We start from the raw sequence: 21,974 nt of genomic DNA on the forward strand, positions 1-21,974 counted from the left end.
CATCGGTCATTTCCTCAAAAGAGGTTAATTGGCCGAATGCACTTACACAAATTTATTTACAGCCTCTCTGGCAGCGCAAACGATGTCGGCATTGGTGGCCACAAATTCGACAAGGTCTTTGATGCCGGTCGCGAACAATGGGTGATCTTCAATCACCAGAATTTTATTGGTATTCATGCACAGGCTCCTACCGAGGTGAAGTTAGTTAATACGGTGTCACTCTTTGTGATCAACTAACCCTAATGTATTCAAATGAGATTATTTTCCAACCCTCTTTAGGGTGAGTTGAAACTTTTCTGAAAGTTCCGTCAACCGTAAAGCGACGAATAATGAAGTATTGATAGAGATTGAATGCGCAGCTGTGCACATTACAGGGCGAAGTTGACTGTAAACTACCGCTATGCGAGCAAAACCCTTGAAATCCACTGTTAAAGCGGCAGAAGAGCCTCAGGCGCGGGCCCGACGCAAAGAGCAGACGCGCCAGAACCTGATGCAGGCCGCGCTGTCGCTCGTGAATGCGGGCAGCAGCTTCACCGCTTTGGGTATTCGTGAGATCACGCGTGAGGCGGGCGTCGTTCCGACGGCGTTTTATCGGCATTTCAAAAATACCGACGAACTTGGATTGGCCTTGGTCGAAGAAGGGGGCATTACTTTGCGCCGCTTGCTCAGGGAAGCGCGTCAGGCCAGTTTGCCTGGTGAGGACATGATTCGCCACTCGGTGAGTGTATTCGTGAACTACCTGAAGCAACATCACCTTGAATGGCGCTTTGTCACGACAGAGCGATCGGGTGGTTCACGCATGCTGCGTGCAGCCATTCGCAATGAGATTTCACATTTCACCAATGAAATGGTCTCAGACATTCGTGCGCTGAATATTTTTCCCAATTTGTCCACGCCATCGCTCCAAAGAATTTGCAGTCTGGTGGTGGTGCTTATGATGCATTCGGCGCTGGATTTTCTGGATCTGGGGCCGGGGCAGCCCAAGCTTGAGGAAGAAATGATTGATGATTTCGTCAAGCAAATTGTTCTTGTTTTTCTCGGGGGGGCCAATTGGCAGGAGGATCCCCAGAAGCCTTTGCTGGATGGCATGAGTGATGCCAAGCACTAGACCGCCGGTCTATGTTGATCTGGATGGCACCTTAAGTCCATCTGATTTGTTGCTCGAGGCCTGCCTGCAACTCGTTCGTCTCCGTTTTCTCAATGTCTTTCTGTTGATTGCATGGGCCTTGAAAGGGGCTTGGTATTTCAAGTCAAAACTGGCCACTTGCATACAGCCGGACACCGAACTGTTTCCGATACGCGCCGGGCTGCTGGATGAATTGGTGGCGCTAAAAGCCGAAGGACACAGGTTGGTTCTGGCCACGGCGTCTGTCGAAAGCTGGGTATTGCCGATTGCCGCACGTCTTGGCTTGTTCGATGCAGTCATTGCCAGCCGCACTTCCAACCTCAAAGGTGTGCGCAAATTGAGGGCCATCGAATCAGACGCAGGGGGGCAGCCTTTCGTTTACTACGGCGACTCAGCGGCTGACATTCCTGTCTGGAAAGCGGCACAGCGGCCTGTGGCGGTGGCGCCCTCATGGCGAACCCGATTGAAAGCCAAGGCAGCGGGTGTGCAGCTTGAGGTGTTCCAGGTCAAGGGTGATACAGCATTCAAGGTTATTTCGCGAGCCATGCGTGTTCAGCAATGGGCAAAAAATGCCTTGTTGTTTTTGCCCTTGGTGGCAGCTCACCAATTGAATGCGCACCTGTGGCTGCAAATGTTGATGGGTTTTGTGGCATTTGGTTTGGTGGCGTCCGCAACCTACATCTGGAACGACTTGATGGATTTGGTGCCCGATCGTCATCATCCCAGAAAGCGGCTCAGGCCCATGGCCAGCGGTGCGCTTTCCCCCGCATCGGCATTGTTGTTGATGTTTTTTTTGGCACTGGCTGGGTTCGCCTTGTCTTTGCTGGCTGCAGGCGGTGCATTTACCAGCGTACTGTTGGCTTACACCGCATTGACGCTTCTCTACACGTTTCGTCTGAAAAGGGTGCCTTTTGTGGACGTGCTTACGCTGGCCTTGCTGTACACGGTGCGCGTTATTGCAGGTGGGCTTGCCACAGGCATTGAAGTGTCCAGTTGGCTGCTTGCAATTTCATTGTTTGTGTTTTTGAGTCTGGCGCTGGTCAAGCGTTGTGCCGAACTTGAGTTTCTGCAGTTCGAGGGGGTAGAGCCCAGTGGACGTGGCTATCGAATGTCCGATTTGGGGTATCTGGTTTCAATGGGTATTTCCAGCGGTTTTGTGGCGGTGTTGGTGCTGGCCTTGTACGTGGATAGCCAAAACGGTTCGATGCTGTATCATCAGCCCAAGTTTTTGTGGGGCATTTGCCCGATTTTTCTGTATTGGTTAATGCGTATCTGGATACTGACTTCCAGGCGCGAAATGATCGACGATCCTGTGCACTTTGCAATTCACGACCGGGTCAGCTGGCTGGTCTTGGTGTGCATGGTCGTACTGGCCGCCTTGGCCGTTTGAAATTGGGGTGTTGAACGTGAATTCCAACGAGGTCAGGGCCTCCATTCAGGTCGGTCAAGCCCGACGTATATTCTGGTTTGTGGTGCTGGTGACAGGGCTTGTCAAGCTTTGCATGGCCCGCTATTTTCCGATCACCGGCGATGAAGCCTTCTTCGATCAATGGGCCAATTTTCCAGGGTGGGGCTATTACGATCACCCACCGATGATTGGGTGGTGGCTGTGGATTTTGCATCACTTCGGCGATGGGCCTGTGGTGATCCGTTCTGCCACCGTGGCTTTGACCACAATTATTTCCTTTGGGGTGGTTTATCTGGCCAAGCGCCTGATGCCTATGCACGATGAAGCAAAGGCCTGGCTGGCAGGCGCAGTGTATTTGTCTCTGCCGGTGTCGTGGTATGGCGTCTTTGTCACCACTGACACCCCGCTGATTTTCTTCACGGGCGTGTCCATTGCGTTCTATGTCATCGCAATTCGCCGAGAGTCGGCACCGACCATGTTCCTCAGTGGTGTTTTTCTCGGACTCGCGTTCTTGTCGAAGTATTTCGCGGTGCTGTTGGGTCTGGCTTTCGGCATTCATTTGCTGTTTCACCGCAAACGTTTTCAGTACATCGGCTTGTTGCTTTTGGGGGTGTTGCCTTTGGCAGCCATCAATGTCATTTACAACGCCACCCATTGCTGGAACAACATCATGTTCAATTTGGTGAACCGCAATGAGGATGCCGCGCTGGGGTGGCACAACCTGGCTTTGTTTCTGGTCATGATGATTTACCTCATTTCACCTTGGGCAACCTGGAGATTGATTCGCAATGCAGGTGGCTGGCGCAGTCATCGCGCACTGAGTGCTACTTTTCTTATTCCGATGGGGCTTTTCCTTTTGTTGTCTCTGGAAAAAACCATCGGGCTGCATTGGGTGTTGGGCTTTTTGCCGGTGGCCTTTGTCATGCTGGCCGCCTGCACCCCCGCTCACACCCTGAAGAAATTGATCGGTTTCAATGCGCTGTTGGGTATTCCACACCTGCTGTTTTTCGGCGCACTCATGTTTGCCAACCCGGCGATCTGGCCGAAGCCAGGGTTTCGAGAAGATGTGCGCTTTCATCGATACACCGATGAAATTGTGGTGGGTCTGACTGAAGACATGCCAGCAGGGGCGGTGCTGACCACCATGGCCTATTCGCCAGCCGCCCTGTTGTCTTACCACTATGGGCACTATGTGCCAGTGTTTGGGCCGGGCAAATACCATGCACGAAACGACGATGTGTTCGTGGATTGGCGAACCATGGCCGGCAAAGCCATTCGGATTGTCAGCAAGGGTGAGCCCATTGATCCGGCTGTCTATCAAAACTATTTAAGCCATGTGCGCGTGTCAGAAAAGACCATTGCCGAGGTGCCGTTTTACATTGTGGACGGCGATGACTTCAATTACGAGGCATTCAGAAATGTGGTGCTGCGTGAAGCGGCAGAAAAGTATTACCAGATACCCAAACCGCTGCCGGTGTTTGCGTGTCCGTTCGGCGAGCGGTATGGGTTTGAAAAAGAATGCAGGGTCGGTGACATGGGTGTCTTGAAAGGCATATTGGGCCGATAAGCTCAGTGTTTGACGGCTTGCCAGTGCACCTCTCCTGAGACAGTGCCTGGCGTGGTGTTTCCGTCAATCACCACCGGAATCGACCAGTGTCCGGTTTCTTTGTGATTGTCCGGCCAACTGGCCTGAATTCTGGGATCTTGGTAGGTGACGGTGTGCCCTTGGTTCACCTTGATCCAGTCTTCGGGTCCACCTGTTTTGCCATAGAGCTTCAGTTGATCAAACCACTTGTGATGCTGATTCACCCAGACCCCGTCTTTTCTCAGCTCAATGAACGCTTGGCCCTGATCGTCAAGCACCTGCAGGGTTTTTTCGCTGTTGATCGGCCTTGACAACAGGATGATCGACCCGCTGACACCGGGAATCATCGCCGTCAATTCAGTGTCAGGGCTCTGGGTGACTTCCGGCTGCCAGAATCCGTGCATCACGGGTTTGGACGACACTGCAACCGGAACAACGATGCGTTTTCCATCGACTCGCAAACTCAGTTTGAAGGGTTTGGGAGGATCGTCAACCAGTCTCTTGTCATACCATCCATAGCCAGTTTGTTCTGCCACCGTACTCCACTGGGGGGGCAGGTCCTTTTTGGCCATCAAAAGCGCGGGCACTTTGCCGCCCCCGGGTTGCTGTGCCCTGAACCAGGCTGCGGCATTCAAATCGGCTTGTACCTTGCCTTCTCTCAACCGTATAAATGCGCGCCCCTGCGGGTCCAGAATGTCCACTTGATGCGTGCCGTCTGTCGCCAAGGCAAACTGGTTAACCGTGGTTTGGACAACACGAATGTCAATGCCTGAAGGGGCCTTGAAATGGCTGGAAATGACGGGAATGCCTGCACCCGATTCGCTGCTTTCGTGCGCACCCGAAGGTGTGCACACCAGAAACAGCGCAGCCATGGATGCTGTACCGACGATCCTGAAAAAAAACCCCAGCCCAAAGGCCGGGGTTTTCAATGCTCCAAAACGATTAGCTTGCATTTTGAATCATGAAGCTGACTGATTTGGAGGGAAGCAAATTGCCCTTTGAGTCTTTGGTGCGCACAAAGACCATATAAGCACCTGCAGGCAATACGGCGGCCTGGCTTGGTACTTTGAAGGACAGGTTCTTGCCCGCCACTTTCGTGAAGGCCGATTTCGGAACCACGACAGTGCGTTGGTCACCGTCAACCAAGTGGGTTGTGACCGTGTGACGCACGATGATGACTGAGTCAATGTCGCTGGCCATGGTGTTGCCACCCATTTGAACAGTCAGTTCGTCGCCGCGGTGTGCCGCTTTCAATGTGGCCTGCCCCGTGACTGGATTGGGTGCTGGGGCATCCGTGAATCCGGTCAAGACAGGTCGTGCGGGATTCGTCACATAGGGTGGTGTGTAAATCTCGAACGAGGGGTCCCGACCGTCATTGGGCGCAAAACCAAAAGCCGCCAGGTTAATGTCCTTCAGATACAGGGTGGAAATCGGCGCATGGCCACCCACCAGTACACGCCCATCGGGCATCAGCAGGGCGGTGTTGTGATAGGTGCGGGGGTGATGTGCAACCGCCATTTCAGTCCAGGTTTTGGTTTTTGGATCAAAACGTTCTGCTGTCTTGCGTGGGTATTCCACACCAGGTGCCGCTACGCCATCGCGGTCTGCGCCGCTAAACACCATGACGCTGTCATCGGGCAGCAAAACACCACTGCCGTACCAGCGTGTCTGGTTCAATGCGCCAGTCACTTCGCTGCTGTAGCCAACCACCTTGGCGTCCGCCTGCTTTGCTGCGGGTTGCGTCTTCACTGTGTCGATGCGTGATCCCGCTACGGCGACATAACCCCCGGGCGAACCGGCCACGACCAGTGGCAAGACTCCGCCAGCAGTCAGGAAGCTTGCGTCGGTGTACTGGCCGTTTGCATTGGGTCTAAGTGGCAGCATGATCGAGAATGTTGAACCCCGCATGCCCGCGCCCACCACTTGTTGCAAAGCCGCTTGCGGATTGCCCCCCAAGGTTGAGAGCGTTTTCAGCAAGGCTTGTGGGCTCTTGATGGGCGCCTGGGTCAATACCTTGGCAAGCGCAGCGGTTGTCGCGCTGCCACCTGTGGCCACATTCAATGCTTGGGTCAATGATCCCAGGCCCGCGTCATCGAACTTCATCGGGAAGCCTGCGTAGGCAATGTCCGTCCAGCTGTCTGTGCCTGGATTATACGCGCCGGTGATGTTCCAGAGGGGCTGATCGTAGCTTTGGCCAAACGGGTTGAAGGCTTGTCCGCCCGCGTTGTAATACACTTCGCCATCAGGCAGCAGGTGCAGCCTGGGGAACAAGGGCAGCGCGCGCTGCGCAGCTGGGCCGTTGACCTTCCAGATGCCTTTGCCGTCTGTTCCGCCATTCATGTCGAAGGTTTCGGTTTGCACCACGTTTCGACCACTTTGCTCTGGCGCTTGTGGGTAAACAGGTTTCAGCAATTTGGTAACACCACTTGCCACAAAAATCTTGCTGTCAGCAAGATTCACAGTGGAGGGGTACCAGCGACCGTAGTTCATGTCAGCCAGTTGGGTCCACTCGTTGGTGTTCTGATTGTAGGCTCTGGCGTTTCTCAGGCCTTCCAGTTCTACCAAGCCGTAAGGCACATTGTTGATACCCGGTTCGCTGTAATAGCTTGTACCACCCACGGCCATGATTCGCCCGTCGGCCAGCATGGTGACGTCAGCGCAGAACAGGGCGCCATCGGCACTGTTGGTTTGCTTGTTTGAACTCAGGCCGGGTACCAGTTCTGTGCTGTTGTAACCGTTGGGGTTTGCACCTGCGTCAATCGGGTAGGGCAGAAGCCAGCTGGTCGCCGAGTTGGCATCCCGGGGAATGTGCATCAGGCGGGTCTGGTCGTTGATGGCCTTTTGACCAAAGTCGGTCAGAATGCCCAGCTGGAAATCTTCAGTGCCTTCCAGTGCATTGAAATACAGAAAATCACCATCAGGCAACAGAGAGATCGTGCCTGCAGCGGGTTTGCATTTCATGCGACCATGCGCGGGGTCAGCCAGACACTTTTGGTCAGTGGCCACCGGGTCCACCGCGATTGCGTTGCCCTTGGAATCTTTGGTGCGGTAATACACGTAAGGTTCGGCAAAAGGCTCGCTGAAAGAGCCCAGACAACTGGCGTCTTTACAGGTTTGTTGTGGGTTGGTGGGTACATATTTTGCGCCGATCAGGTCGTCGAGCAGACCTGCGGCATGCGCTGCGGTGGACGCAGTAATGGTAAAGGCGATTGCGGTCGCCAGACGGTTCAGCTTGAACATGTCATCCTCCTCCAGACAAGCTGTTGCTACAACGCCGGTAATCACATGGAAATGCTACCGGTCGAATTTTTTTGTTAACACTTGTTACTTAAGAGTGTGCACCAGCCGCGAAGGTTTGTCAAAAAAGAATAATGGAAGTTATGGTTTTAAGATGTCTTTGGGAATGGGGACGAAAAAAAACCCTTGGTGTTTAAACCAAGGGTTTTGTATTTGGTGGCGAATCAGGGACTCGAACCCCGGACCTGCGGATTATGATTCCGTCGCTCTAACCAACTGAGCTAATTCGCCGAAGACCGAGATTATAACTGAGGCAAGCAATAAAAAGAAGCGGCTTTTTCAAAAAAATGCAACGTCTGTCGTTTTATTTCAGTGCTGTCAATCGGGTTTTGGCGCTTGCTGCTGCGGGGCTGTCCGGATACTTGGAAATCAGTTCATTCAGCGTCTTTTTGGCACCAGGAATGCTACGTAATTCAATTTGACTGCTGGCCATGCTCAACAGTGCGTCAGGCGCGCGTGGGCTGCTTGGAAAGTCTTTGGCCAAATCACGCTGAGTAATCAGAGCAGTTTTGTAATCGCCCTGGGCAAACTGGCAGCTACCCAAGAAATAACGGACCTGCGGCACCAGATCACTTTTGGGGTAGGAGTCCAGAAAGGCGGAAAACTGCTTTGCGGCTTCACTGAAGTTGCCGCCTTTGAAATTGTCCAAACCGGTTTGATAGGCTTTGGCCTGATCTGCCGGTACTCGGTAAGTCACACCGTCCAGTTCGATCGGTTGTGGTTCCAGTGCCTTCAGGCGCTGGTCGAGGCTGGTGTACAAGGTGCGGTTGTCGTCCTGAAGCTTGCGAATGGCGTTGTTGGCCACCTCAAGTTCACCACGAAGTTTTTCAATTTCCTTGTCTTTGTTGGCAAGGGATTGCGCCAGGGTCAGTTGACCCTGGCTGGTTGATTCGAGTTGGCTGACCCTCTGTTCCAGCTGGCTGATTCTTTGGCGCAAGTCGAGAATGGCTTTGCGAGCGTCATCGTCCTCAAAGAGGGCATATGAAGGGCGGGCAAAGGCCATCAACATCAGAGCCATCGCACCGGCAAGCTGGGCAGATTTTCTGGTCATCAAAACGAACGTCTCCTATTGCTTACTTGTACACGATGTCGGCACGGCGGTTTTCAGCCCATGCGGCTTCGTTGTGGCCTGTGGCTTTTGGCTTTTCCTTGCCGAAGCTGACCGTTTCGATCTGGTTGGCGTTTACACCCAAAGCCAGCATCAGTGACTTGACAGCGTCTGCACGGCGCTGACCCAGTGCCAGGTTGTACTCTGAGCCACCACGCTCGTCGGTGTTACCCTGAATCACGATGTTGGCGTTTTTGTGCTCGGTCAGGTAGCGGGCATGCGCCTGCACCAGTGCGCGGAAGTCTGGCTTAACGTCGTAGCTGTCGTAGTCGAAGTAAACGCTACGCTTGGCCAGAACGCCTTGTGGGTCGTTCAGTGGATCGGAAGTTTCTGGCTTCACTGTGGGCACTGCGCGGCTGTCCGCGTTGATGTCACCAGGGGCCTTGCCGGACTGGTTTTCGATGGGCTTGTTGTTCAAAGGCACTGTGGAGCTACAGGCTGCGAGCGCACCAATTACGCACGCAATAGCCAGGTTCTTCAGAAATGCTGCTTTCATTTTTTTCCTCCGGGTTGTTCGATAAAAAGTGTTTAAAAAAACTTACTGGTCAACAAATGGTCCCCACGTTGGCTCCGTAATGCTCGCATTTGAACTGGTCAGTTCATTGCGGACACGACCATCTGATGACACAACGGCCAAAACGCCTTTACCCCCTGATTTTGTCGCGTACAGGATGTATCTGTTGTTGGGTGAAAAACTTGGACTTTCATCCTGACTGGTGTTTGTCAGTGATTGTGTGGTACCTGATGAAAGGTCCATGATCATCACCTTGAATTGTCCATTGCTTCGGTTTACGTAGGTCAGAGACTTCCCGTCAGGACTTACCTTGGGGGAAATGTTGTAATTGCCCTCGAAGGTGACCCGTGTGACGTTACTCCCGTCGCTGTCCATCCGATAAACCTGAGGTCCTCCACTGCGATCAGAGGTGAAATAAATGCTTTTGCCGTCGGCAGAGTATACAGGTTCGGTATTGATGCCGCCTGTGTTGGTCAGGCGTTTCAAGTCAGACCCGTCCAGATTCATGGTGTAAATCTGTGAGCCAGAGTCTTTGGTCAGCACCACCGCCAGTTTTTGACCGTCGGGGGCCCAAGCCGGGGCACTGTTGCTACCCCTGAAATTCGCGACTGCGCGTCTTTGCCCGGTTGCCAGGGTGTGCACAAAGACCACAGGTTTTTTGGTTTCAAATGACACGTAGGCCAGTTGCTTGCCGTCTGGTGACCAGGTCGGCGAAATGATGGGTTCGCGGGAGGCAAGCGCAACTTGCTGGTTAGCGCCATCGGCATCGGCCACGATCAGTTTGCTTTGGCCGGGCGATTTTTCAACGTAAGCAATGCGGGTCGCAAAAATTCCGGGTTCGCCCAAGAATGTTTTGTAGACGTAGTCGGCAATTTTGTGGGCGGTCAGCCGCAGCGCGGAAGGGTTGATGACATAGCTGAAACGCCCCACCGATTTTTGTTGCACTGTGTCGTGCAGGTTAAAGCGAACATCCAGTCGCCCGTCAGCCAGTTTTTTGACAGAGCCCACCACCAAGGCGTCTACACCGATGGATTTCCAGGCGGTTGGATCGATGACCGTGTTTTCATCCAGCACCACATTGCTGCTGGTGTTGATGGACTTGAAGTAACCGCTACGGACGAGGTCCGCTTCGATGACCGATTTGATGTCGACGGGCAGGCCTGCGTTGCCGGTAAATGGTGCGGCAGAAAATGCAATCTGGCTTTGGCCCACCCCGGTGATGTCGATTTTCAATTGCGCATGTGCTGGTGCAGACGCAAGCGACAATGCCGCGCACGCCAGATACACCAGCCCAAGCATGGATTGTTTGACACGTCGTGTGAAATCAAAATTCATATGCAACCTGATTCAAGCTTTCATGGGTAAAGGAAGTAGTTCGTTTCTACTGAACGTCCTTCGGTCGAAAAGAGACGACGAGTACCGCGGAAACGGAACCGTCATCTGCCCTTGGCAATGGCGAAGACCTCTGGATTGCACGCTCTACGGCGCTGTCCCAGGCTTCCAGCCCACTGCTCTGTTTCCTCGTAACGCTGATTATCTCACCATTTGGCATCTGCCGTATTTCAAAGATGGCCTCGGGGTTTCCAGACAGGTCTTTGGCACCCGGAAATACAATTCGACTGCGAATGTACTGCCGAATGCGGTCTGCATATTTTGCCCTGTCTGTGCTTGTGCCCGTGGATTGAGACGCCGTATGTGGCGCCCCGCCCGTGATTCGCGCCATTTCTTCAGCCCGAAGTTGCTTGGCCAGATTGGGGTCAAGTTTTGGCTCGGGTTTGGGTTTCGGCTTGGGCTCCTTTTTGGGTTCTTCCTTTTTGGGCTCAGGCTTTGGCTTCGGCTCTTTTTTGGGCTCTTCTTTCTTCGGCTCGGGCTTGGGCTCAGGCTTGACTTCCTTTTTGGGCTCAGGCTTTGGCAGCTTGATGTCTGGCTTGGGCAGGGGAACCTCTTTCTTGGGTTCAGGCTTGGGCTCAGGCTTTGGCTCAGGCTTTGGCTCAGGCTTTGGCTCAGGCTTTGGCTCTGGCTTGGGTTCCGGTTTGGGCGCTTCCTGCACAACCTTTTCAGGCGTGACGATTTTCGGCTGGGGTGGCAGGTTGGACCAGATTTCCGCTTCAAACGCGACCGGAGGCTTGCTGGTCCATTGCAGGCTGAACACGAAAAACGCCACCAGCAGCAGGTGGGCCACAATCGAAAAGGTCAGGCCGGTTTTGTCGCCCACGTGATCGGCAGGCAGCTCGGGCCTTTGCGCCATTCGGGTTTGGGCCGACATGGTTTGCAAAAGCCTTTCATGGCTTTCGCTGAAACTCAAGGGTCCTCGACTGTTGGGGCGATGGTTCATGAGACTTTCGCGTCACTGTCCTTTGGGCTTGACCAAAAGGCCCACTTTCTGAATGGCTGCACTTTGCAACGCATCCATGGCATCAACCACGGCTTGGTACTGGATGCTCTTTTCGGCTGAAATGACAACAGGTCTTTCCGGTTCTGTGCCTTGAATTTCTTTGACTTTGGCCCCCAGGTCCTGCAGGGAAACCTCCGAACTTTTTCCAGTGCGCATGTCTTTAACCACCAGCTGGCCCACCTGGCGCACCGTGACCTCAATGGGTTGCACTTCTTTGGGGGTGTTGGTTTTGGACATGGATGGCAAGTCGATCACCGAGGGGGAGATCATCGGCGCTGTCACCATAAAAATGATGAGCAGCACCAACATCACGTCGATGTAAGGCACCACGTTGATGTCACTCATGGAGCGTCTGGACTTTCGACCGAATTCGGCTTTCATGTCTGCGTTTCCTTGACTGCGCGTCAGTGTTGACGTTGAAGAATGTTCAAGAACTCTTCAATGAATGTTTCGAACTGGATGGCCAGGCGATCAATGTCTGTGGCAAAGCGGTTGTAGGCCACCACGGCAGGAATGGCTGCAAACAGGCCGATGGCTGTGGCCACCAGCGCTTCGGCAATACCCGGCGCGACAGAAGCCAGCGTTGCTTGCTGAACGTTGGACAAGCCACGGAAGGCGTGCATGATTCCCCAAACCGTGCCGAACAGACCGATGTACGGACTGACCGAGCCAGCGGAGGCCAGGAAGGGAAGATTTCGTTCCAGTTGATCGTTTTCGCGTTGGTAGGCGGCCTTCATGGCGCGGCGCGCGCCGTCGATGATCAAGGATGAATCGGTCAGGCCTTTTTTGTCGCGCGCACGCAGGAATTCGCTCATGCCCGCTTCGAAGATCCGCTCAAGCGGGCCAGCGTCGTTGCGGCGGGTTGATGCACGCTGGAACAGGGTGTTCAGGTCTCCACCGGACCAGAATTCCTCTTCAAACTTGTTGGACAGTTTGCGGGCGCGACCGAGTACAACCCATTTTTTGAAAATGTTGGCCCAGGACACGAGTGAAACCATGACCAAAATAAGCATCACAATTTGTACAACAAAGCTGGCTTCAGTAACCAGCGTGACAAAGGACATGTCCTGAGAAATATTCATGTTTTTCCAGCCAAGCTAAAACCCGGTCAGTAACGCATGAGCGGCCTGAACGGTGTACGTTTAAAGTAATTTTTTAAGTTCATCCATGACACTGGCAGGAATGGCTGCCGGGCGCATGGTTTCAGTGTTTACACATCCCACTCGGGTAAGCCCGTCGCACAATAATTCGTTTTGGCGCCAGACCTCCTGGCGAAAGACAGCAGAGGCACGTTTTAATTCCGCTATTTCAACCGAAATTTCAAGCGCGTCTTCTAGTTTAGCAGAGCGCCTGTAATTCAATTCTGTGCGGCTGACAACGAACACCAACTTGTGCTCTTCCATCAGCCTCTTCATGCCGATGCTCTGTTCCAGAAACCACTGGCTTCTGGCGCGTTCCATGAATTTCAGGTAATTTCCATGGTACACAACACCCGCGGCGTCTGTGTCTTCAAAGTAAACCCGCAAAGGGAACTTGAATGCCATGAGGAGACTCTCTCGTTGCTAATATCGGTGTAGTTTAAAGTAGTGACAACAATGATAAGAGGGGTATAGGTCGATGGCTCGAAACATTCCACTGTTAGACGCTTCCTGGTTGTATGTAGAATCCAGAGAAGCCCCCATGCACGTGGGCAGCATGGCGATATTTACGTGTGGGGAAGGTGAAACCTGCAAAGAGGCCATCGCCCGCATTGTCAAAATGCTGCGTGAATCCACTGAATTCTGTCCGCCCTTCAATTACCGACTTTCCAGCCCTAAATTGTTGACCTTGCGCCCCAAGTGGGTTGAAACCGACAAGGTCGATCTGGACTACCACTTCAGGCACAGCGCGTTGCCGGCGCCTGGCGGCGAACGTGAGCTGGGCACGCTGATTTCCCGTTTGCATTCGCATCCGCTTGATTTTCATCGCCCCCTGTGGGAGATGCACCTGATTGAGGGCCTCTACGGCAACCGCTTCGCCCTGTACACCAAGATGCATCACTCGCTGATGGACGGCGTCGGTGCCATGCGCTTGATGGAGCGCATATTCGGAAAAACGCGGGAGGAGAGCATGAAACTGCCCGCGCCCTGGTCGGTCGGCACGATCCCTCGCAAACGCAAAAAAGCCGAGCCCCTGCATTTTGCGGATCAGGCGCGTGAAGCCTGGGAGCAGGCCAAGCTCAATGGTCGAAGCTTGCCGATGGCTGGCAAGGCCATGATGGACATGGTGGCCGAGGCATTCAAGCCGACAGATCCTGCATTGGCGACACCCTTTTCAGGGCCCAAGTCCATTTTGAACGGTCGAGTGGGTGGTGCTCGTCGACTGGCTACGCAAACTTACGAACTTGAGCGGGTCCGTGTGGTTGCCGAGGCTGCCAAGGTCAGTGTGAATGACATTTTTCTGGCCATCTGTTCGTCTGCGTTGCGGCGCTACCTGATTGAACATGATGCGCTGCCTGAGTTGTCTTTGACTGCTGGGTTGCCCGTTTCAGTTCGCCCCAAAGACGACCTTGACGGGGGCAATGCGATCAGCTTTATTTTGGCCAACTTGTACACCACCGAGGCCGACCCGTTGGAGCGATTGAATCACATTCGCCGGTCAACCCAATTGGCCAAGGCGAACCTGCAAGCCATGCCCAAAGAGGCCATCAACAACTACACCATCATGTTGATGTCGCCCATGATGATTCAGTTGATGACCGGTCTGGGCGGGTTGACACGGCCGATTTTCAACACGGTGATTTCGAACGTGCCCGGGCCATCGCAAGACCTGTATTTTGCAGGATGCAAGCTGGTGCATTTTTACCCCATCTCGTTGATTCCGCATGGCCAGGCGCTGAACATCACAGTGGTCAGTTACGCTGGCCAATTCAATGTGGCCTTTACCGGGGATCACGATGCATTGCCGTCGATGCAAAGGCTGGCGGTTTACACCGGCGAGGCCCTGGAGGAACTGGAAAAACTGTTGGGCATAAAAAAGGCGGAGAAGAAAGCGGACAAGAAAACCACCGCAAAGGCTGCGCCCGCTCGAAAGCCGGCTGCACCCAAAAAACCGGTTGCTGCGAAAAAGCCCGCACTTGCCAAGAAACCTGCTGCAGCCAAAAAGCCGGCAGCCGCTTAGCCCAGCAAGCTGCCCTGGTCGCTTCCCCCGGCGGTTGGCGGAAGCGACGACGGTGCCGCAATTCGGAAGTGCGCGTAGCTGTTGAGCGTGGCCAATCTGCCACGCGGTGTGCGTTGTATGTAACCCTGCTGAATCAGGTAGGGTTCAATCACGTCCTCAATGGTGTCGCGTTCTTCGCCAATGGCAGCGGCCAGGTTGTCTAGCCCCACCGGTCCACCGTTGAATTTCTCGATGATGGTCAGCAATAGGTGCCTGTCCATGGGGTCCAGGCCGATTTTGTCGACATCCAGCATGGTCAAGGCCTTGTCGGCAATGTCGGCGGTGATTACGCCGTTGCCTTTCACCTGCGCGTAATCTCGCACACGGCGCAGCAAGCGGTTGGCAATGCGTGGCGTTCCGCGTGAACGGCGCGCAATTTCAAGGCAACCTGACGTTTCGCTTGGGGTGTCCAGCAATTTGGCTGACCGTTCAACAATCCGTGTCAATTCCTCGGGCGAATAAAACTCAAGCCGCGACACAATGCCAAACCGGTCTCGCAACGGGTTGGTCAGCATGCCGGCACGCGTGGTGGCACCGACCAGGGTGAACGGTTTGAGGTCGAGCTTTACACTGCGCGCACCGGGGCCTTCACCGATCATGATGTCGATTTGATAATCTTCCAGCGCCGGGTACAGAATTTCTTCCACCACCGGCGACAGGCGGTGAATCTCATCGATGAACAGCACATCGTTTTCTTCGAGATTGGTCAGCAAAGCAGCAAGGTCACCCGCGCGCTCCAGCACGGGGCCAGAGGTTTGGCGAAGGTTTACACCCATTTCGCGGGCCAGAATATGCGCCAGCGTGGTTTTACCCAGGCCGGGCGGACCGAACAACAAAACGTGGTCCAGTGCTTCACCCCGCGCTTTGGCCGCTGCAATAAAAATGTCCAGTTGATCGCGAATTTTCTGCTGACCCACGTACTCGTCCAGGTGTTTGGGGCGCAGGGCGCGCTCAAGCGCTTCTTCGGCGGGCGAAGACGGAGCAGGGCTTATCAGTCGATCGGGTTCAATCATCTTGGCGTGCTCGCATCGGTTCAGGCTTTGGAGAGGTTTTTCAGGGCATGCCGGATGCCGTCAGTGACATTGCTGCCCTCGGGCAGACCCTTGCAGGCCAGCTTGGCTTCTTTGTCAGAATACCCCAAGGCCATCAGCGCTTGAACAATTTCATCCGCCTCAGAGGCCGCAGCAGTTGGCAACGCACCCAAACCGGCACCGTGGCCAAGTACATTGATTTGCCCCTTCAATTCAAGCAACAGGCGCTCAGCCGTTTTTTTGCCAATGCCCGGAATTTTCACCAAGCGCGATGCGTCCTGGCTTTCAACCGCCAATAAAAACTCGTGTGTGGAAATGCTTGAGAGTATGGCCAGCGCTGTGCGGGGCCCGATGCCGGAAAGCTTGATCAGTGACTTGAATGTTTTCCGCTCGTCCTCGGTTTCAAAACCGTAGAGCAGGTGGGCGTCTTCGCGTACAACCAGGTGGGTCAACAGGGTGCAGGGGGCTGACACGGCGGGCAGGTTGTAAAAGGTGCTCATGGGCACCTGAACTTCATAGCCTACACCCTGAATGTCCATCAACACCCAGGGGGCGTTTTTCTCGGCCAGTGTGCCGCGTAGTCGACCTATCATGCCTGCCTCATTGTGCAATGTGGAGTGATTGTGTTTGGCTGTATGAATTTACAGTGAAAAACTGCATTTGATTATACTTCAAAGGCCTCGTACGCCAAGCGACTTATCGCCAACTGGTTCGGCCTTTTCGAACACGCGTTTTGAACATTTGTTGTGGCAGGTCACTTTGCGCCAGAGCAGAAATCAATGGGTTGGTTTGTGCATGCGTCAAAGCCGCCGCCAAGGCGTCTGCCGCGTCTGCCGACGGTATGCCTGGCAAATTAAGCAGGCGTTTGACCATTTCCTGCACCTGTTCTTTTTTGGCCTTGCCGTGGCCTACGATGCTTTGCTTGATCTGCAGCGCGGTGTACTCGGTCACTGCAAGGCCGCTGAAGGTGAGCGCAGTCAGTACAGCACCACGGGCCTGCCCAAGTAAAAGCGTGGATTGCGGGTTGACGTTCACGAACACCTTCTCGACCACTGACACGTGTGGCCGGTACAGGGTGGCCAGTTCGGAAAGACCCTTGAACAGCGTGTGAAGCCGGTCGGGCAGGGGTGCGCCGCTGTCGGTGCGAATCACGCCGCTGGCCACATAAGTTTGCTTGCCATTGGCGATGTCAACCAAACCGTAACCGGTGATGCGAAGACCGGGGTCAACCCCCAGTATTCGCAGTGTATTGGCGTGTGGCTTGTTGCCTGAATCAGTGCCTGAAGTGTCGGACACCGGTCAGCACCATGACAATGTTGCGTTCGTCCGCTGCGGAAATCACCTCTTCATCGCGCATGGAGCCACCCGGCTGAATCACGCAACTGGCGCCGGCGTCTACCACCACGTCCAAACCATCCCGGAACGGGAAGAAGGCGTCGGAGGCCACTGCGCTGTCCGCCAGTGTGAGGCCTGCGTTTTGCGCCTTGATGGAGGCGATGCGGGCGGAATCAACCCGGCTCATTTGGCCTGCGCCCACGCCCATGGTCATGCCGTCTTTGCAGAACACAATGGCGTTGGACTTCACAAACTTGGCGCAGCGCCATGCAAACATCAGGTCAGCCCATTGTTGTTCCGTGGGCTGGCGTTTGCTGACCACGCGGATGTCCGCCTGTTGCACATTTTTCAGATCGGGCGTTTGCACCAGCATGCCGCCGCCCACGCGCTTGAAGTCGAAACGATGGCTGCCGACACTGAGCGGGATTTCGAGCAAACGAACATTCTGCTTGGCGCTGAAGACCTCGCGTGCCTGTGCATCAAAGGAGGGCGCGATCACGACTTCGACGAACTGCTTGGCAACTGCTTCAGCGGTTTCGCGGGTGACATGGCGGTTGAACGCAATGATGCCGCCAAAGGCTGAAGTGGGGTCGGTCTGGAATGCCTTTTGATAGGCTTGCAGGGTGTCGTGGCCCACAGCCACACCGCAGGGGTTGGCGTGTTTGATAATCACGCAGGCGGGTGCATCAAAGGTTTTGACACATTCCCAGGCCGCGTCTGAATCGGCAATGTTGTTGAACGACAGTTCTTTGCCCTGCAGCTGGGTGTAGTTGGCCAGTGCGCCTTCAGGGGCGTTGGCTTCCCGATAAAAGGCGGCGCTCTGGTGGGGGTTCTCACCGTAACGCATGTCCTGCACCTTGTGCAGTTGCAGGCCCAGCACATTGGGGTATTCGTGGCGTGCAGGCACGTCGTTCAGATCCCCTTCGGTGCCTTGCAAGCTGGTCAGAAACGCAGCAATGGCGCCGTCGTATCGGGCGGTGTGTGCAAAGGCTTTGGCAGACAGGCTGGCGCGTGTTTTCAGGGTGGTGGCGCCATTGTTGCTACCCATTTCTTCGGTCACGCGGGCGTAATCGGCGGGTTCAACAATGATGGTCACGCCGGTGTAGTTTTTGGCGGATGCACGCACCATGGCAGGGCCACCAATGTCGATGTTCTCGATGGCGTCTTCCAGCTTGACCTGGTCACCTGCGGTGGCCTGGTCGAATGGGTACAGGTTGACGGCCACCAGATCGATTGCGCCAATGCCGTGAGTGGTCATCGCGTCGAGGTGACTTTGCAGGTCGCGGCGGGCCAGAATGCCACCGTGGATCTTGGGGTGCAGGGTTTTAACCCGGCCATCCATGATTTCAGGAAAGCCAGTCACGCTGGACACTTCCTTGACTGGAATGCCTTTCTCGGCCAACAGTTTGGCGGTGCCGCCAGTGGACAGAATTTCAACACCGCGCGCGTGAAGGGCCTGGGCCAGTTCAAGAATGCCGGTTTTGTCAGAGACGCTAAGCAGCGCCCGCTTGATGGTTGGGTTGTGTGTCATGACAATGCGTATTGGCCCGAGGGCGCAGTGAGTAAATAATTCAGATCAGGCCGTGTTGCTGCAGTTTTTTTCTAAGCGTATTACGGTTAATGCCCAGCATCTGGCTGGCAATGGTCTGGTTCTGGTTGGCTTTTTCCATCACCACTTCCAGCATCGGTCGTTCAACCGCAGACAGCACCATGTCGTACACGGACTTCGCGTTTTCCCCTTCAAGGTCTTCAAAAAACTTGTCGAGGTTCAATTTGATGCATTCCGATATCGTGATCGGAGTGGGGTCTAAATCAGTTGGTTTCATGCTGCCATTCTTCTTTGTGATGTTTGTTCTGGATATGCGGCAAAATGGGTGTGGCCTGCGCTGCGCCACTGATCAAAAAACTGGTTCAGGATTTCAAGTTGTGCTTGTGTGGACTGCGCCTTCATCAGGGCGTCCATCACCGGGTGGTTTTTGCCGACGGGGTCGCAAAGATACCACTGTAAATGCTTTCTTGCGGTCAGCATTCCGGTTTTCTCACCATAAAAACTGTAGTGATCCTCTAAGTGACTTGTCAGCGTTTGCTGCGCTTCTTCAAGCGTAGGTGGTGCAAGGTGTTGGCCGGTGCGCATGTAATGCAAAGTCTCCCGGAAAACCCAAGGGTTGCCTTGCGCAGCACGCCCAATCATGACGCCGTCTGCGCCCGTGTACTTCAGAACCGCGACGGCTTTTTCCGGTGTGTCGATGTCTCCGTTGGCGATTACCGGAATTTTGACAAGCTGCTTCACAGCTTTGATGGTGTCGTATTCGGCATGCCCGCTGTAGCCACATTCACGGGTGCGCCCGTGCAGCGTCAGCAGACTGATGCCAGTGTCCTCGGCCATTTTGGCAATGGTCAGGGCATTTTTGTTCTCGGGGCTCCAGCCGGTGCGGTATTTCAAGGTTAGGGGCACATGGTGTTTGAAGCACACAGCCTGCACAGCAGCCAGAATGCGCTGAACCAGGTCTTCGTGACGAAGCAGGGCAGAGCCCGCAGCCACTGCGCACACCTTTTTGGCGGGGCAGCCCATGTTGATGTCGATGATTTGCGCGCCACGTTCAATGTTGTATTCGGCAGCGTGGGCCATCATGTCGGGGTCAGCGCCGGCAATTTGAACCGCGATGGGCTTGGTTTCGCCCGTGTGGTTCAAGCGGCGTGTGCTTTTGTCGGTCGCCCACAATTGCGGGTTGCTGGCGGCCATTTCAGACACGGCATGGCCTGCCCCCAGCTTCTTGCACAACTGGCGAAATGGCCGATCGGTTACACCGGCCATGGGCGCCAAAAACAGATTGTTGGGCAGATTGAAGTGGGCAAGTTGCACGGTTTGCACAAGATTTAAGCAATCATCGAGCAGGCCATTGTATCGTTCTTGCCGTTTTTATTCGACCCTAAAAAGGCAGTTTTTTTTCAAATTTTTTGCTTGACTTCAAGTGCCAAGCTGAATCAATTCGATTTTGTAACCATCCGGGTCTTCAACAAAGGCGATCACGGTGCTGCCACCTTTGACCGGGCCGGCGGGCCGGACCACTTTTCCACCCGATTGGGTGATCGCATCGCATTGTGCGTAGGCGTCTTCCACGCCAATGGCAATGTGCCCATAGGCTTCGCCCAATTCATAACTGGACACACCGTTGTTGTAGGTCAGCTCAAGCACCGCGGTTTCTGATTCATCGCCGTAGCCAAGATAGGCCAGGCTGTAACCTTGATCAGGGCGTTCTACGGTGCGCAACAGGCGCATGCCCATGACTTTGGTGTAAAAGTTGATGGAACGTTGAAAGTCGCCAACGCGAAGCATGGTGTGAAGAATTTTCATGGTACAGCTCTTGAAAAGTGAAACAACCCCATTAGGATAAACTGAATTGCGGGTCAATTGGCACCATGGCCGGGTTCATGCCAGCCAGTGTTTTGTGAGCAGCCTGATAATTCGGCAACAGGCGTTCAACAGTGGCCCAAAAATTTGCACTGTGGTTCATGTGAACCAAATGCGCCAGTTCATGGGCAATCACATACTCAATGAAGTGCTGTGGGTAATGAATCAATCGCCAGTTGAGGCGAATCTCCCGACGGCTGTTGCACGAGCCCCAGCGGTGCTTGGGGCTGCTAAGGTGGATCGTGAACTCGCCAAGTTTCTGGTTATTTGCCAGCGAATCAGCCAGTTGCTGAAATGTGGCCAGGGCCAGGTGTTGTAACTGTTTGGTCAGCAGCGCAGGTGCCTTGGGTGTGTCGGTGGGCAACCAGATCAGCCGCTCGTGCAGATTGATCTCGACCTTTCTCGGCTTGTCTCGGTAGTGAAGTTCAAAATGCTGGCCCAGCACCGGCACAGGTTCGCCGTCCTCCACGCGTTGCTCTAGGCGGGCCCACCGCTTTTGCTGGTGTTCGCGGTCGTACAGCTTTTTTAAAAGCCACTGCTTTTTGCCCTGAATGATCTCGTCCAGCATAAGCGGACTGATTCGCAATGGCGCGCGAATGATCAAGCCTTCTTCTGCGATCAGAAAGCCCACCGACCTGCGCTGAGTCAGTTGCAGCATGTAAGGCACGACCGTGCCGTCCAGCACAATGCTGCAAAGTCGGGCAGCGGGTCGGGTCTTGGGCGTCGTCTTTCGCAGCATCAATTCAGGCTGGGGTCGGCCTATTCCTTGCCTCTCACCAGGGGCGTTTCTGCGCTGGTGTAGCGTTCGGGGCTGATCTGGTGCATTTGGGTTTCAATCCATTTTTCCACTTCAGCCATCAGTGAATCGGCGTCATGCCCCTCGGGCGAAATGGCTGGACCAAAGCGCAGGGTGACAGTGCCCGCTTGTTTGAAAAAGCCTTTGCGCTTCCAGAATTCGCCCGCGTTCACAGCCACGGGCACAACGGGTGTGTTGGTGGCCACTGCCAGACGGGTGCCGCCCGTTTTGTAACGTCGCTTGAACCCGACCGGCACACGGGTGCCCTCCGGGAAAAACATCATCCATGCGCCTTGTTTCATGCGCTCGCCAGCCCTTTGCTTGATCTGCTCGAATGCCTCAACCCCTTTCTTACGGTCAATCGGCACCATGCGCAGCACCCACAGGCACCAGCCGAAAAACGGCACATATTGCAGTTCGCGTTTGAACACCAGACACAGTTGCCGTGGCAGCAGCAAAGCCGGTATGCCAAACGTTTCCCAGGCAGACTGGTGTTTGGCCAGAATGATGGCGCCGGTGTTGGGCAATTGTTCGCGGCCCTCAACCACCCAGTCGATACCACACAGCCATTTCAGCATCAGGATGTTCAGGTAATTCCACCAACAGGCCACCACATAGCGGTTGCGAATACTGATGAACGGGGATGCGAGCAAAAGCGCTGTGGCATGAATGGGCGTATACAACACCACATACAGAAAAAACAGGATTGAGCCGACAAAGGATCTCAAGTTGTGCCTCCGAGGATTGATTTTATTGTGTTTTATTGGGT

General features: G+C 54.4%; 23 protein-coding genes and 1 tRNA gene. 5 read left to right on the forward strand and 19 right to left on the reverse strand.

Annotation, left to right across the window (positions count from 1 at the left end; genetic code table 11):
- The 4 genes from QQJ87_RS11415 to QQJ87_RS11430 form a co-directional block, all read left to right on the forward strand.
- On the forward strand, positions 1-237 hold a 237-nt coding region (locus QQJ87_RS11415), incomplete at its 5' end, for a hypothetical protein (RefSeq protein WP_284281875.1).
- A gap of 178 nt (positions 238-415) precedes the next feature.
- On the forward strand, positions 416-1,108 hold the full coding sequence (fabR, locus tag QQJ87_RS11420; protein WP_284281876.1) for an HTH-type transcriptional repressor FabR: 693 nt from the start codon (positions 416-418) through the stop codon (positions 1,106-1,108).
- On the forward strand, positions 1,095-2,516 hold the full coding sequence (locus QQJ87_RS11425) for a UbiA family prenyltransferase (RefSeq protein ID WP_284281878.1): 1,422 nt from the start codon (positions 1,095-1,097) through the stop codon (positions 2,514-2,516). The genes fabR and QQJ87_RS11425 overlap by 14 nt, the downstream gene beginning before the upstream one ends.
- 16 nt (positions 2,517-2,532) lie before the next feature.
- Positions 2,533-4,101, forward strand: a complete 1,569-nt coding sequence (locus QQJ87_RS11430) for an ArnT family glycosyltransferase (RefSeq protein ID WP_284281879.1) — start codon at positions 2,533-2,535, stop codon at positions 4,099-4,101.
- A 2-nt stretch (positions 4,102-4,103) separates the two neighbouring features.
- Here the strand turns inward: QQJ87_RS11430 and QQJ87_RS11435 are convergent, their stop codons facing one another.
- From QQJ87_RS11435 to ybgC, 10 genes are all read right to left on the reverse strand, one after another.
- Complete coding sequence (locus tag QQJ87_RS11435) at positions 4,104-5,072, reverse strand: hypothetical protein (RefSeq protein WP_284281880.1); 969 nt, start codon at positions 5,070-5,072, stop codon at positions 4,104-4,106.
- The gene (locus QQJ87_RS11440; protein WP_284281882.1) at positions 5,062-7,359 is read right to left on the reverse strand and encodes a galactose oxidase-like domain-containing protein; all 2,298 of its coding nucleotides are present in this window, start codon (positions 7,357-7,359) and stop codon (positions 5,062-5,064) included. The genes QQJ87_RS11435 and QQJ87_RS11440 overlap by 11 nt, the downstream gene beginning before the upstream one ends.
- 211 nt (positions 7,360-7,570) lie before the next feature.
- Positions 7,571-7,647: transfer RNA gene (locus tag QQJ87_RS11445), tRNA-Met, on the reverse strand.
- A gap of 73 nt (positions 7,648-7,720) precedes the next feature.
- Positions 7,721-8,467 (reverse strand): tol-pal system protein YbgF, encoded by a 747-nt coding sequence (ybgF, locus tag QQJ87_RS11450; RefSeq protein ID WP_284281883.1) that lies wholly within the window; start codon positions 8,465-8,467, stop codon positions 7,721-7,723.
- Between the two features lie 22 nt (positions 8,468-8,489).
- Positions 8,490-9,020 carry a peptidoglycan-associated lipoprotein Pal gene (pal, locus tag QQJ87_RS11455; RefSeq protein WP_284281884.1) on the reverse strand — a complete coding sequence of 177 codons (531 nt, stop codon included), beginning with the start codon at positions 9,018-9,020 and terminating at the stop codon, positions 8,490-8,492.
- A gap of 42 nt (positions 9,021-9,062) precedes the next feature.
- On the reverse strand, positions 9,063-10,373 hold the full coding sequence (tolB, locus tag QQJ87_RS11460) for a Tol-Pal system beta propeller repeat protein TolB (RefSeq protein ID WP_284281885.1): 1,311 nt from the start codon (positions 10,371-10,373) through the stop codon (positions 9,063-9,065).
- 46 nt (positions 10,374-10,419) lie between these two features.
- On the reverse strand, positions 10,420-11,373 hold the full coding sequence (locus QQJ87_RS11465; protein ID WP_284281886.1) for an energy transducer TonB: 954 nt from the start codon (positions 11,371-11,373) through the stop codon (positions 10,420-10,422).
- A gap of 12 nt (positions 11,374-11,385) precedes the next feature.
- Positions 11,386-11,814 (reverse strand): protein TolR, encoded by a 429-nt coding sequence (tolR, locus tag QQJ87_RS11470; RefSeq protein ID WP_284281887.1) that lies wholly within the window; start codon positions 11,812-11,814, stop codon positions 11,386-11,388.
- 23 nt (positions 11,815-11,837) lie between these two features.
- Entirely contained in the window at positions 11,838-12,515 is a 678-nt protein-coding gene (gene tolQ, locus QQJ87_RS11475; protein WP_284281888.1) for a protein TolQ, read from the reverse strand.
- 60 nt (positions 12,516-12,575) lie between these two features.
- Positions 12,576-12,977 carry a tol-pal system-associated acyl-CoA thioesterase gene (gene ybgC / locus QQJ87_RS11480; RefSeq protein ID WP_284281889.1) on the reverse strand — a complete coding sequence of 134 codons (402 nt, stop codon included), beginning with the start codon at positions 12,975-12,977 and terminating at the stop codon, positions 12,576-12,578.
- Positions 12,978-13,050: 73 nt separating this feature from the next.
- Here ybgC and QQJ87_RS11485 point away from each other — a divergent pair, with 73 nt between their 5' ends.
- Complete coding sequence (locus QQJ87_RS11485) at positions 13,051-14,592, forward strand: WS/DGAT/MGAT family O-acyltransferase (RefSeq protein WP_284281890.1); 1,542 nt, start codon at positions 13,051-13,053, stop codon at positions 14,590-14,592.
- On the opposite strand, the gene ruvB is transcribed toward QQJ87_RS11485, so the two are convergent.
- From ruvB to QQJ87_RS11530, 9 genes are all read right to left on the reverse strand, one after another.
- Positions 14,589-15,644: a Holliday junction branch migration DNA helicase RuvB gene (ruvB, locus tag QQJ87_RS11490; protein WP_284281891.1), complete on the reverse strand. Its 1,056-nt coding sequence runs from the start codon at positions 15,642-15,644 to the stop codon at positions 14,589-14,591. The two genes, QQJ87_RS11485 and ruvB, sit on opposite strands and share 4 nt — an antisense overlap.
- Before the next feature lie 20 nt (positions 15,645-15,664).
- Positions 15,665-16,255, reverse strand: coding sequence for a Holliday junction branch migration protein RuvA (gene ruvA, locus QQJ87_RS11495; RefSeq protein WP_284281892.1), 591 nt, complete (start codon positions 16,253-16,255; stop codon positions 15,665-15,667).
- Between the two features lie 103 nt (positions 16,256-16,358).
- The gene (ruvC, locus tag QQJ87_RS11500) at positions 16,359-16,907 is read right to left on the reverse strand and encodes a crossover junction endodeoxyribonuclease RuvC (RefSeq protein ID WP_284281992.1); all 549 of its coding nucleotides are present in this window, start codon (positions 16,905-16,907) and stop codon (positions 16,359-16,361) included.
- A 28-nt stretch (positions 16,908-16,935) separates the two neighbouring features.
- Positions 16,936-18,528, reverse strand: a complete 1,593-nt coding sequence (gene purH / locus QQJ87_RS11505) for a bifunctional phosphoribosylaminoimidazolecarboxamide formyltransferase/IMP cyclohydrolase (protein WP_284281894.1) — start codon at positions 18,526-18,528, stop codon at positions 16,936-16,938.
- A 40-nt stretch (positions 18,529-18,568) separates the two neighbouring features.
- Complete coding sequence (locus tag QQJ87_RS11510) at positions 18,569-18,823, reverse strand: Fis family transcriptional regulator (protein WP_284281895.1); 255 nt, start codon at positions 18,821-18,823, stop codon at positions 18,569-18,571.
- Positions 18,820-19,812, reverse strand: a complete 993-nt coding sequence (gene dusB / locus QQJ87_RS11515; protein ID WP_431310103.1) for a tRNA dihydrouridine synthase DusB — start codon at positions 19,810-19,812, stop codon at positions 18,820-18,822. Before dusB ends, QQJ87_RS11510 begins: the two co-directional genes overlap by 4 nt.
- Positions 19,813-19,965: 153 nt before the next feature.
- Positions 19,966-20,352 (reverse strand): lactoylglutathione lyase, encoded by a 387-nt coding sequence (gene gloA / locus QQJ87_RS11520; RefSeq protein WP_284281897.1) that lies wholly within the window; start codon positions 20,350-20,352, stop codon positions 19,966-19,968.
- A 31-nt stretch (positions 20,353-20,383) separates the two neighbouring features.
- Entirely contained in the window at positions 20,384-21,148 is a 765-nt protein-coding gene (locus tag QQJ87_RS11525) for a M48 family metallopeptidase (protein ID WP_284281898.1), read from the reverse strand.
- Positions 21,149-21,168: 20 nt separating this feature from the next.
- Positions 21,169-21,933, reverse strand: a complete 765-nt coding sequence (locus tag QQJ87_RS11530; protein WP_284281899.1) for a lysophospholipid acyltransferase family protein — start codon at positions 21,931-21,933, stop codon at positions 21,169-21,171.
- Positions 21,934-21,974 lie beyond the last annotated feature (41 nt).

Origin of the sequence: Limnobacter litoralis, from assembly GCF_030160455.1 — a bacterium.
Classification (GTDB): Bacteria; Pseudomonadota; Gammaproteobacteria; order Burkholderiales; family Burkholderiaceae_B; genus Limnobacter; species Limnobacter litoralis.